The 11,906-nt window shown below is 65.7% G+C and carries 11 protein-coding genes and 1 pseudogene; 7 read left to right on the top strand and 5 right to left on the bottom strand.

Going from position 1 to position 11,906, the window contains the following annotated elements; genetic code table 11:
• Positions 1-228: 228 nt before the first annotated feature.
• A complete protein-coding gene (locus tag ACZ5PO_RS25815) occupies positions 229-2,316 on the bottom strand; it encodes a sensor histidine kinase (RefSeq protein ID WP_464184897.1) in 2,088 nt (695 codons plus the stop codon).
• Positions 2,317-2,613: 297 nt separating this feature from the next.
• Between ACZ5PO_RS25815 and ACZ5PO_RS25820 the strand changes: the two genes are divergently transcribed.
• A complete protein-coding gene (locus ACZ5PO_RS25820) occupies positions 2,614-3,402 on the top strand; it encodes a response regulator transcription factor (RefSeq protein WP_464184899.1) in 789 nt (262 codons plus the stop codon).
• 45 nt (positions 3,403-3,447) lie between these two features.
• Here ACZ5PO_RS25820 and ACZ5PO_RS25825 read toward each other — a convergent pair whose 3' ends face one another.
• The 4 genes and pseudogenes from ACZ5PO_RS25825 to ACZ5PO_RS25840 form a co-directional block, all read right to left on the bottom strand.
• On the bottom strand, positions 3,448-3,981 hold the full coding sequence (locus tag ACZ5PO_RS25825) for a hypothetical protein (RefSeq protein WP_464184900.1): 534 nt from the start codon (positions 3,979-3,981) through the stop codon (positions 3,448-3,450).
• A gap of 106 nt (positions 3,982-4,087) precedes the next feature.
• Entirely contained in the window at positions 4,088-4,891 is an 804-nt protein-coding gene (locus ACZ5PO_RS25830) for a hypothetical protein (RefSeq protein ID WP_464184901.1), read from the bottom strand.
• A 19-nt stretch (positions 4,892-4,910) separates the two neighbouring features.
• On the bottom strand, positions 4,911-5,438 hold the full coding sequence (locus ACZ5PO_RS25835) for a hypothetical protein (protein ID WP_464184903.1): 528 nt from the start codon (positions 5,436-5,438) through the stop codon (positions 4,911-4,913).
• 76 nt (positions 5,439-5,514) lie between these two features.
• Positions 5,515-6,095 (bottom strand): annotated as a pseudogene (locus ACZ5PO_RS25840) (HdeD family acid-resistance protein).
• A gap of 700 nt (positions 6,096-6,795) precedes the next feature.
• Between ACZ5PO_RS25840 and ACZ5PO_RS25845 the strand changes: the two are divergent.
• From ACZ5PO_RS25845 to ACZ5PO_RS25870, 6 genes are all read left to right on the top strand, one after another.
• Complete coding sequence (locus tag ACZ5PO_RS25845; protein WP_464184904.1) at positions 6,796-7,236, top strand: CBS domain-containing protein; 441 nt, start codon at positions 6,796-6,798, stop codon at positions 7,234-7,236.
• Positions 7,237-7,631: 395 nt separating this feature from the next.
• On the top strand, positions 7,632-8,132 hold the full coding sequence (locus tag ACZ5PO_RS25850; protein ID WP_464184905.1) for an NADH-quinone oxidoreductase subunit J family protein: 501 nt from the start codon (positions 7,632-7,634) through the stop codon (positions 8,130-8,132).
• Positions 8,132-8,434 (top strand): NADH-quinone oxidoreductase subunit NuoK, encoded by a 303-nt coding sequence (gene nuoK / locus ACZ5PO_RS25855; RefSeq protein ID WP_464184906.1) that lies wholly within the window; start codon positions 8,132-8,134, stop codon positions 8,432-8,434. Before ACZ5PO_RS25850 ends, nuoK begins: the two co-directional genes overlap by 1 nt.
• 4 nt (positions 8,435-8,438) lie before the next feature.
• On the top strand, positions 8,439-9,902 hold the full coding sequence (locus tag ACZ5PO_RS25860; protein ID WP_464184907.1) for a monovalent cation/H+ antiporter subunit D family protein: 1,464 nt from the start codon (positions 8,439-8,441) through the stop codon (positions 9,900-9,902).
• A complete protein-coding gene (locus tag ACZ5PO_RS25865) occupies positions 9,899-10,153 on the top strand; it encodes a hypothetical protein (RefSeq protein WP_464184909.1) in 255 nt (84 codons plus the stop codon). Before ACZ5PO_RS25860 ends, ACZ5PO_RS25865 begins: the two co-directional genes overlap by 4 nt.
• Positions 10,146-11,906 (top strand): Na(+)/H(+) antiporter subunit D, encoded by a 1,761-nt coding sequence (locus ACZ5PO_RS25870; protein ID WP_464184910.1) that lies wholly within the window; start codon positions 10,146-10,148, stop codon positions 11,904-11,906. Before ACZ5PO_RS25865 ends, ACZ5PO_RS25870 begins: the two co-directional genes overlap by 8 nt.

Genomic DNA, 11,906 nt, shown 5'->3' on the forward strand with positions numbered 1-11,906 from the left:
TTCGGGCATGCCGACGATCGAACCAGCCTAATTAAAACGCGCTTCGATCAACCTGACAAGCAAGATCTGCGAAGAAATCGGGCTGAACAGCCGTCATTTATGATCGTCGCAGCGGGATCGTTCCAATTAGTTACAAGGTGTTCCATTTCGTTCCACTCCGCTCTTATACCACGCCGGACGTGCATCGGAGAATCCCGCCGGAGGTCCGGCCCAAGCAGGGCGCCGGAGTCACGGCGACGCCGCCCCGGCGTCGACCAGTAGCAGGGGCACGATCAGGCGGATGGTCGTGCCGCCGCCGCTCGCGCCGTGGATCTCGATCGTTCCGCCGTGGGCGGCTGCGATGCGCGAGACCAGCGACAGGCCGAGGCCCGATCCTTCGATGCTGCGGGCATTGGAGCCTCGGACCGACCGTCCCATGATGCCCGCGACCTCGTCGGCCGGGATGCCGATGCCTCTGTCGCTGACGGCGATGACCCCGAGGCCGCCCTCCACCGTGCAGGACAACGTCACCGGCGCGTCTCCCGTCAGGGCGGAGTACTTCACGGCGTTCTCCAGCAGATTGATGATCGCGATGCCCAGCATCTCCGCGTCCGCCATGATGTCGGCGCCCTCGGCGGCCGGCGCGATGTCGACCACGATGCGGCCTTGCAGCAGGTCGACGCCGCGCGCCGCCGCCGCGACCGCCACCTCGCTCAGCGAGGTGCGCAGCAGATGCGGGGCGAACGTCGGTCCCTGGAGGCGGCTGCGCGCGAGGTTGACCTCGAGCGTCTCGACCAGCCGTACGATGCCGCGGCGCACCCGGTCGAGCCGGTCGCGATTGGCGAGATCCCCGGCGGGCAGGCTGAGGCCGATGCTGTCGACGTTGGAGCGGATGACCGCGAGCGGCGTGCGGTACTGGTGGGAGATGACCTCCATGAACTGGACCTGCTGCTCCTGCGACAGCAGCTCAGCGCGTAGCGCGTCCTCGGCCGTCTTCTTGGCAGCGGCGAGCTCGCTGGTCTTCTCGTCCACCATGGCCGTGGCGCGCCGCTCGGCCGACCGCGCGGCCATCAGCGCCTGGGCGCTCATCGTCTTGTTCATCGCCTCCGCGTCGCGCAGACGCACGGCCAGCGCCCCGGTCAGCAGCAGCGTCTGCAGCAGCGAGCTTGCCGCGTAGCCGTGCGCGATCCAGTTGGGCAGCTCCCAGACGCCGGACCGCTGCGCCAGGGTGACCACGAGGCCGAGCCAGAGGATCAGGTAGGCCGCCGCACGCAGGCGCGTGCCGCTGCCGCCGTGGTTGATGTCGCGAAGGCTGAGCGCCGCGGCCAGGGTCGCCAGCAGCACGATGATCATGTTCCCGTACGGCGCGAACACCCGGTTGCCGCCGAAGGCGACGAAGACGATGCCGAGCAGCCCGATGGCGGCGCCGCCGAGCAGCACGCGGTTGGCCCGGGGCGCACGAGCGGGCAGCTCCAGGATGCTCGCGGTCGCCAGCGAGCTGGCAAATAGTCCGAGCCAGACGGAGCCGCCGGTGAACATGTCGTTGCCGAGCCCCCCGTGCGCGAACAGCAGCATCCGGGAAAGCCCCAGATTGCCCGTATAGACCAGCATGGCGCCGAAGATGCTGAAGGCCAGGAGCGGATAGAACGGCTTGCGGTCGAAATGGTAGAAGACCAGCTGGATCGCCAGCAGAATGCCCATTCCGCCGAACCAGACGCCCGAGACGAGGCTGGTGAGGCTGACCCAGAACGTGTGCTGGCGCGCCGGGTACAGCGACGCGGATATGTTGAGCGACGAGTTGACGCTGGCCATGCGGATATAGATCAGCGTCGTGCCGCTGGGGGCCGTGGGCAAGGCCACCACGTCGTCCAGCCCCGACACGCCGTCGGCCGGCAGCGGCCGGTGGTCGCCCAGCGCATGATGCGCAAAGTCGCCCGCCGTGAGGCCCGGACGCTGCGTTGCGGTGTAGACGTCGACGAAATCGACGAAATTCGGGGTGAGCGAGAGCAGCAGCGGCTCTGCCGGCATGGTGTCGACGCGGATCCGCAGCCAAGCCGCGCTCCTGGTATAGCCAAGGTTCACGTCCCGGCCGCGAGCCGGCGAGAAATCGGCGTCCGCCGCCAGGACCTCCTGCAAGCTCAGCGACCGGGAGGGGTCGACGAGCATCCGCATGTCGAACGGCCATTGATCGCCGAGGCCCGACGTCCATGCGAGCGAGGGCACCGCTCCGGCGGCGCCCAGGCGAACGGCCATGATCAGCGCGACGACCACAGCAGCAGCGATCAGGCCCCCGAGGAGGCTGACGCGGCTGGCCCTCACTGAGCGATACGTTGTCAACAGGGCCGCCTTTCGCACCGCCTCGCCGCGCGGGCGCATGCTAGAGCGCTTCCTGATCGGGTGGAACCACCCGATCAGAGAGAAGGGGCCCAGATTCAAAGACTTGGAGCATTTCTACCGGATCGGACGAGTCCATCTGATCGGGACATGCTCTTGAGCATCGAATCCCAAAGCGGGGCCCCGCTTTGGGATGAATCCGGTGCTGAGATAAAGAGATGGAGCGAGGGTTTCGATTCGATCGGAGCGTCCTCTGTTCTCGCGAGACAAGGGTGCGCGCATGTCCCGCAAAGCCCGGTGATGTCGGACTCGGAGCGCCCGCAAGCCGACTTGCGGCCTGCCGACCATGCCATCCGCGTCATCCTCGTAGAGGATGATCTCGACCTGCGGCAGGGCGTGGCGGACTACCTGCGGCTCAGCGGCGTCATCGTCACCGACGTCGGTTCGGGGCTCGCCTTCTACCGGGCCTTGCGCTCGGAGCGCTTCGATATCGCCATCCTGGACGTCAACCTGCCGGATACGAGCGGCTTCGATCTCGCTCGCGACCTCTCCTCCGAGGGGCACATCGGCATCATCCTGCTGACCGCTCGCACGGGGCGGGACGATCGCGTTCGCGGCTACGCCGAAGGAACGGATCTCTACCTGACCAAGCCGGTCGACGGCGAAGAGCTGCTCCTCGCTGTCAGGAACCTGGCCCGCCGCGTACACGATGCCCGGCCGGCGCCTCCGGCGACAGGCGGAGCCAGAGGCGGCGTCGAGCCTGTCGCTTCGGCCGCGTGGCAGCTGGATGTCGTCCATCAGCGCTTGCTGCCACCCGGTGGCGACCCCATACACCTTTCGGGGCGAGAGCTTCTGCTGCTCGAGTATCTGGCCCGGGCCGGGGGCACGACGGTGTCCCGGGGCGAGCTCGGCAAGCATCTCGGCTATGCCGACGCAGGCTCGGAGAGCCGAAGCCTTGACGCCGTCCTGCGGCGCTTGCGGCAGAAGGCCGGCGAGCGTGGTGTCGAGCTGCCGCTGCGCACGGTCCACGCCGTCGGCATCCGCTTCTCCGCGCCCCTGGTCATGCCGCACGAGATCCGCCGCAGCTGAGCGCGGCCCGCCTGGGTCGGAACGTTCCAAATCGTCCCGTATCGGTCAACCGTCGTCGGCGATTCTCAGCTTCGTGCGCTTGATGAACAAGAGGCGATGAAGGACCGGCTCGCCAACGACGTCGCACAACTCGCGGAAGCCGAAGAAGGGAAGCAGGGCCACGAACAAGAGCAATGTCGTCGTGAATACGCCGAGCGGGGTGCCGCCGCCGATCTCGACAAGGCTCTCGGCGAAGTTCTTGCCGCGGAAGTAGCCCACGACGATGGATTCCAGGATCTCGAACGCGACCAGCAACACCGCATATGCCGCCGCCTTGAAAGCCATCGCGTAGATCAACGGCTCGTTCTTGTAGTGCTCGCCGACTTTGAGCTCCTCCGCGACGAACACCACCTTCGCCAATACGAGCGCGTTCACGAAGGCGAAGCTTTGCCGGTACGGGATGCCGCTCTCTGAGAGGATCACCGACTTGTGCAGCGCGGTGATCGCGAGCAGGCCCCAGAAATAGAGGAAGATGACTCCGAAGCGCTTGAGGCCGCCGAGGGCCCGTTCCTTGCGGGTGAGAGGCGCAGTATCGGTCATCGGGCGTCACCGTGGTTCAGAGACCGGAACCCGCCAGTGCGGAATGGGCCGGAGACCTCGCCCTCCGGCCCATCCACCGCGCCGCATCGGTCGTCGGACGTGCGGCTCAGGCCGCTTCGCGCCTCTCGCGCAGGAGGTGGGCGAGAAGCATGCGGCGTACGCGCCGGCGGCGCAGTAGCTGGCTGCCGATCAGAAGGCGCATGAGCCGGCGCTCCTCGTCGCCGCCGGTCTCGCCTTCCTCATCTTCCCCGAAGTCCTCGGTCTCCCCACGGCCGAAGTCCTCCTCTTCGTCTTCCTCCCCGCGCCGCTCGCGCAGGATGTGGGCCAGGAGCATGCGGCGGATGCGGCGGCGCCTGAGGATTTCGCTGCCGATCAGAAGGCGCAGGATGCGGCGCTCCCTGTCGCCCCCCTCGTGGCCTTCCTCCTCCTCGCCGGCATCCTCGTCCTCTTCCTCCCGTCCTTCGCGCATGAGATGGGCGAGGATCACGCGCCGCATGCGCCGGCGTTGCAGCAGACGGCTCGCGATCAGAAGGCGCACGATGCGGCGTTCTTCCTCGCCTTCCCCGCTCTCCCCGGCTTCATGCTCGTCGCCGAAGCCCTCCTCCTCCTCGCTGCCGCGCCTCTCCCGCATCAGGTGAGCGAGCAGCAGCCGGCGCATGCGTCGGCGCCTCAAGGCGCGGCCTGCGAGCGGGAGCCGCAGGATGCGGCGCTCCTCGTCGCCTCCTTGCTCTCCTCCTTCCTCGCCCAACCCGCCTTCGCTCCAGCCGGTCTCGCCCAAATCCTCGTCCTCGCCCTCACGCGACTCGCGCAGGAGGTGGGCGAGCAGCAAGCGGCGCATGCGCTGGCGCTTCATCACACGACTGCCAATCAGGACGCGCGCAACGTCCTCATCACGAGCACTTAAGGCCATGACACTCTCCTCTGCTTGATCAATGCTTCCTCAGGTTGCCTGGGGTGGCGGCGCGGCTCGGGTTCGGTCCGGCCGGGGGGCCCTCCTGCGGACCCTCGGGACGGGCCTTGAGGCTGTGTCGGATCAACGTGTCGATGATGGCCCGGTCCAGGACATCGGCCCGCATCAGGCGTGCGGCCGGGCTCGTCTCGATCAGAGGCAGCAGCAGGATGCGGCGCAGATCGGCATCCTCCTCGGCCTCCACCGTCTCTGCCGGCTCGTCACGGCCTCCGAGGACGCAGGCGATGCCGGCCTCGAAGGCCTGTTCGAGAAGCTCTTCCAGCATGGGAAGGCCGTTATCCTTCGCCAGCTCGGCCTTCTCGTCCCCGGATAGCTCGTGGCGCGCACCAGCCGCGTCGATGCCTTCGATTTGGAGGACCTCGCCGGTATTCGCATCCATCGTGAAGGCGAACCGATCCGGGCGGCCCGCGTGGGGTGTTGTCGGGCCGTGAGTGCCAGGCTTGCGGCCCGGCCTCGGCGGCCCGGCAGATTTGTTGATGCCTGTCATGTGGACTCCTCCTGCGAAGCCCCCCGGCCCCGTGGAGTCACCTGCCAGCCGCGTTTCGGGCGCTCGTGCCGGGGGCTCAAGTCCGCGGCTTCAGGGCGAGGCCCATGCCGATCCAGCCGGCCCCGGCAAAGATCAGGTCGATGCCGAGAAAGAGTCCGAGCACGTAAAGGCTTGCGACGGCCAATGAGCGAGGATCACGCCGCCGACGAGAACCGTGATGACGCCTGACAAGGCGACCCAGATCCAGGGCGCGCCTTCCGTCATTTGCGTGGCGAGAAAGATCCGCAGGACGCCCGATACGATCAGCGCGACGCCGAGCATCAGCGTCAGGATGCTCGCTGCCAGGATCGGGTTTCGGAATGTCACGATCCCGGCCACGACATAGAGTGCGCCGAGCAGGGCCCACAGGAGAAACTTGCCCCAGCCCTTGACGCCGAACGCGTTGACGATCTCGGCGATCCCGCTGATCACCATCATGATGCCGACGACCGCGACCGACACGACGGTCGCCGTGACGACGCTGCCGAGGGCGATGATGCCGGCGATCAGGAATACGGCGCCGAGGGCGACGATCCAGCCCCATCTGAGACGCAACGGCTGAAGCTCCCGGTCCGCACGGCCCGGAAGCGGCGTGCCGAATTTGGCGGTGTCCGACATTTCGCAGCCCTCCTCGAAGGCGGCCGTCGAAACGGGCTCATCTCGCGGTGCAAATCGTCAATGCGCCGTCTCAACCACCACCACGCATGGCAATGCCGCATCTCATCAAGCCGAAGTTGCCTCTCTCCCTATGCTTCCGCTGGGCAGGCAAACGTGGGCGGCTCTTCGTTGTTCCTTGGAAATGAAAAAAAGACCGAAACGAGCTTGCGATTGTTTGTGGTCTGATCAGAATGACTTAAAATTTTGTCGTGGGATTTGCATAAAGACATATGTTGACGGGATGCGCTCGGTCGTATGACTTAGCCGAGGCGGAGCTAATATTACTGACGTGGACGCAAAGGGATAACGTGGGCGCCGGCTGAGCTCCGTCGTCGATCCGACGCGAGCGTCCTGGCCGCATGCGAGGAGACGGCGCCCAATGACGGGGAAGGATAATTGCCGCGGCCAAGGTTGAGGGAGCGGGCGAGCGGCAAAGTTGTGTTGGCCCGCGGCACTCTGATCCGCTATGATTACGCCGCATGCCGCTCTCTGGGGCGGGCCGATCTCCGCCAAGCCTCCGGGACCCTGGATCACACGTGCGGGGTGCAGTGCATCCTCGTGGATCGCGGGAGGGGCGAGAGCCCCGGTGCAGCATGGAGATTGCCATGCGCTTCTCTCAGCGAACGACATGCCTTGAAGCCGCGCAGAGCTGGAGGTCGCCATGCTTGTTCGTGACGCTATGACCGCGCATGCCGAATGGATCTCACCGGACATTACGCTGACGGAGGTCGCGCGCAAGATGCGCGACGAGGACATCGGGTGTCTGCCGGTCGGGGAAAACGATCGTCTCATCGGCATGATCACGGATCGGGACCTTGCTTGCCGGGCCTGCGCCGACGGGGCCGATCCGAACACGACGAAGGCAAGAGACATCATGACAGCGGGCATCACCTGGTGCTTCGACGATGATGACATCAAGGATGCGACGCGCCGCATGGGAGAGAAGGGGATCCATCACGTGCCGGTGATGAACCGCGACAAGCGCTTGACCGGCATCCTTTCGCTGTCGGATCTGGCGCTGAAAGCACCGAAGGAGATGCTTGCGGATGTTTCGCGCCTTGTCGCGCGCGATGCGTCGCGCCACGCGTCAGCGGCGCACTAGGTTCTGCTGACACCCTGGCGGGGCAGCCAGGCGAGCGCCGGGCTCGCGCCGCGAGAGCATGATCCCAAAGATCATGCTCAAAACAAAGGCTTGGAGCGGGATGATGGCTCGGAGGAAAGCCATCCCGCTCTAAGCGCGCGTCAGGGCATGCCGGCAGCCGCAGTTTTTCATCCTGCTTGCCGCGGGGCGCTTGCCCGTTGCCGGCGTTGGGCGAAGTCACGATGCCTATCCATACGTATCCGTCGTAATTAGAGAAGTTAAATCTGGCGCGAAACAACAATAGTCTTGAGAAAAATTCGCGACTAGGGCACACTATTCAAGTTGAATTGCTTGACTTATCTCCAGTCCGGCCCTGTCGCCGCTGTGCGACGGTTTGTGTCGGAGGGTCGGCCACGATGGATCAGGCATTCTTTCTGCTGTTCGCTTCGGCGTCCGTGGTTGCGGCCCTGATCATGGTTGTGGCGCGAAACCCGGTTCACAGCGCCTTGGCGCTGATGGCATGCTTCCTCCAGGTCTCGGCCATCTTCGTCCTGCTCGAAGCGCCGCTGCTCGCAGTCATCCAGATCTTCGTCTATGTCGGCGCGATCATGGTCCTGTTCCTGTTCGTGATCATGATGATCGACGTGCGCGAGGCGATGCTGCAGCGGTTCATGCCGGGCAGCAACCTGCCGGCCCTGGCACTGCTCGTCCTGCTCGGCATCGAGATGCTGGCTCTGGTGTTGTGGAGCGGGCGCTTTGCGCTCGCCGAGCCCGTCGCGCAGCGCAGCGTCGGCGCGGTCCGCGCGCTCAGCGTGACGCTTTTCGCCGATTATCTGCTGCCGTTCGAGGTCGCGTCCGTCATCCTGCTGGCGGCTCTTGTCGGTGCCATAGCGCTGGCGCGGAAGGAGCCTTCGTGATGGCGCCGCTCTGGTGGCATATCGCGCTTGGCGTCGCACTGTTCGTGATCGGGGCAGCGGGCGTGCTGCTCAGGCGCAACATCCTCGTCGTGCTGATGTCGCTGGAGCTGCTGCTCAACTCGGTCAATATCAACTTCATCGCGTTCGGGCGCTACCACGACGATGTCCGCGGCCAGATCTTCGCGATCTTCGTCATCGCGATCACCGCGGCGGAAGTCGCCATCGCGCTGGGCATCCTCGTCGCCCTGGTGCGGAACAAGTCCACCCTCAGGGTCGACGATGTGACCATGATGAAAGGATAGAGGCTTGGAACCGGTGATGTCGATCCGGCCGCTGCTTGCGATCGCGCTGGCGGGGCTGGCGGCGCTTGCGGTTCTCCTCCTGCACGACCGCGAGAGGCTGCGCGATATGGTCTCGCCGCTGGCGGCGTTGGCGCTGTTTGCCATCGTCGTCTCGATGGCGCCGACGGCGCTGGCCGGAGGCACGGTCGAGCTCAGCCTGTTCGAGATCCTGCCGGGGATCGACTTCGCCTTCCGGGCCGATGCGCTCGGCATGGTGTTCGCCACCGTCTCGTCGCTGCTGTGGATCGTGGCGTCCGTCTATTCGATCGGTTACATGCGACACCTGCACGAGCATGCGCAGACAAGGTTCTTCGCCTGCTTCGCCACCAGCCTCGCGGCGGCCGTCGGCGGCGCCTTCGCCGCCAATCTGTTTACGCTGGTGATCTTTTACGAGGCGCTCAGCCTCGTGACCTATCCGCTCGTCTATCACCATGAGGACGAGGAGGCCTGGGCGGGAAGCCGCAAATACCTCGTCTATCTGATGGGCGCCTCGAAGAGCCTGCTGCTCGCCGCGCTGGCGCTGACCTACCAGATCGCGGGTTCGCTCGACTTCGTGCAGGGCGGGCTCTTGTCGAACACCAATGCCCCGGCGGCGCTGCTGACCGGCATCTATTTCTGCTACCTCTTCGGCTTCGCCAAGGCCGCGGTGATGCCGATGCATGCTTGGCTGCCGGCCGCGATGGTGGCGCCGACACCGGTCAGCGCGCTGCTGCATGCGGTGGCGGTGGTCAAGATGGGCGTGTTCTGCGTGCTGCGGGTGGTGTTCCACATCTTCGGCGCAGGACTGGTCGGCGGGCTGGGGCTCGGCATCGCCACGGCCTATCTGGTCTCGTTCACGATCGTGACGGCGTCCATCTACGCCCTGACGCGCAACGACCTGAAGGCGCGGCTCGCCTATTCGACCGTCAGCCAGCTCTCCTACGTGGTGCTGGGTGCGGTTCTGTCGTCGCCCTTCGCGATGGTCGGCGGCATCATCCACATTGCGGCGCATGCCTTCTCCAAGATCACGCTCTTTTTCTGCGCCGGATCGATCTTCTGCGCTTCGGGCAAGCGCAACATCAGCGACATGGCCGGCATCGGCCGCAGGATGCCCTGGACGATGGGGGCGTTCTTTATCGCCTCGCTCAGCATGATCGGGACGCCGCCGACCGGCGGCTTCGTCAGCAAGTGGTATCTGGCGCTGGGCTCGGTGCAGGCCGGCGAGATCGCGTTCACGATCGTGCTCCTGGTGAGCTCGATCCTGAACGCCGCCTATTTCCTGCCGGTCAGCTATATCGCCTTTTTCCGGGCGGAGGCGCCCGAGAGCCCTGCGACGATCCGTGAAATTCCGACGGTGACGATTCCGCTGGTCGCGACCGCCATCCTGTCGGTGCTGATGGGCATCTTTCCCGATTACTTCCTCGTTCTGGCGGAAAGAGTGGTCAGATGATCAATCGCATCGTCGATGCCTTCGGAGACGCGAACTATGCGAAGCCGCGTCGCCGACTGTTCTATCTGGCGCTTGTTCTGATCGTCCTCGCCGACGTCCTGGTTGCGCGCCAACACGCCGAATATCTGTGGGACCGCCTGCCGGTCTGGTCGGCCGTCTACGGTTTCAGCTCCTGCGTGCTGCTGATCTTCGTGTCCAAGTTCCTCGGCCATCGGGGCGGGCTGATGCGGCGCGAGGACTATTATGACTGACTTTGCCCATCCCGCCCTGCTGTTCATTCCTGGCGCCCTGGCGATCCCGTTCCTGAAGGGATGGGTCCGCAGGGCCTATCTGCTGCTGATCCCGGCGCTGGCGATCCTGGCCGTGCTCACGATGCAGCCGGGCAGCTACGGCGTGGCGCGGTTCATCGGGCAGGACATCTTGATCGCGCGGGTCGATAAGCTGAGCGTCGTCTTCGCCCTCGTTTTCACCATCATGGCGCTGATCGGCATGGTCTATGCGCTGCACCTGACGCGGGCCGGCCAGCATGTGGCGGCGTTCGTCTATGTCGGCAGCGCGCTCGGCGTGGTGTTCGCCGGCGACTACCTGACGCTGTTCCTGTTCTGGGAAGCCATGGCGTTTGCCTCCGCCTATCTGGTCTTCGCCCAGGGCGGCGGGCCGGCGATCAGAGCTGGTTTTCGCTATCTCATGGTTCATATCACCGGCGGCGTCGTCCTGCTCGGCGGCATCATTCTCCATGGGCTGTCCACTGGCTCGCTGCTCTTCGGCCCGATCGAAGGCGGGATGGGCGGCGGCGCCTGGCTGATCCTGGCCGGATTCATGCTCAACGCTGCGGTGCCGCCGCTCAATGCCTGGCTGACCGACGCCTATCCGGAGGCGACCGTCACCGGGGCGGTGTTCATGAGCGCCTTCACCACCAAGACCGCTGTCTATGTGCTGGCGCGGGCGTTTCCGGGGACCGAGCTGCTGGTCTGGTTCGGCACCGTGATGGCGCTCTACGGTGTCGTCTATGCGGTGCTGGAAAACGACTGCCGGCGGCTGCTCGCCTATCACATCGTCAGCCAGGTGGGCTACATGGTGGCGGGCGTCGGCATCGGCACCGAGATGGCGGTGAACGGGGCGACCAGCCACGCTTTTGCGCATATCCTCTACAAGGCGCTGCTCTTCATGGGGGCCGGGGCGGTGATCTACGTCACCGGGCGTCGCAAGCTCACCGAGCTCGGCGGGCTCTACCGCACCATGCCGATCACGGTCGCGCTTTACATGATCGGCGCCTTCGCGATCTCGGCCTTTCCGTTCTTCTCCGGCTTCGTCACCAAGTCGATGGTGGTCGCCGCCGCCGGGGAGGATCATCGCGCCCTGGTGGTGCTGGCGCTGACGATGGCGTCGTCCGGGACCTTCCTGCACACCGGGCTCAAGCTGCCCTACTACATGTTCTACGGCACCGACCGGGGGCTGGAGGCGCGGGAGCCGCCGCGCAACATGCTGGTTGCGATGGGCATGGCGGCGGTGCTCTGCATCGCGATCGGCGTCCATCCGCAGCCGCTCTATGCGCTTCTGCCTTATCCGGTCGATTTCGAGCCCTATACCGGCGCCCATGTCACCGAGAGCCTCGGCCTGCTGCTGTTCACCGCCCTGGGCTTCGTCCTGTTCCTGAAAGCGCTCGATCCCGAGAACACCATCAGCCTCGACACCGACTGGTTCTACCGCAAGGGGGCGCGGCTGTTCATGCGGCTCGCCGAGGGGCCGCTGGCGCGCCTCGAGATGGCGATGAGTGATCTGTCGGAGACGGTGGCGCTGCCCGGCCTGCGCAGGATGGCGCGGGCCGGGCTGCGGATCGATCTCGGCGGCGTCGATGCGGTGGTGAACGGCGTCGCCCGCTCGATCCTGAGGGGCGGGGGCGTGCTGCGGCGGCTGCAGACCGGCGTCGTCACCCATTATGCGCTGGCGATGATCGTCGGCGTGACCGCGGCGACCCTCGTCTTCGCCGTGGCATGGCGGTAG

The sequence above is a fragment of the Chelatococcus sp. KU-N122 genome (genome assembly GCF_055391085.1).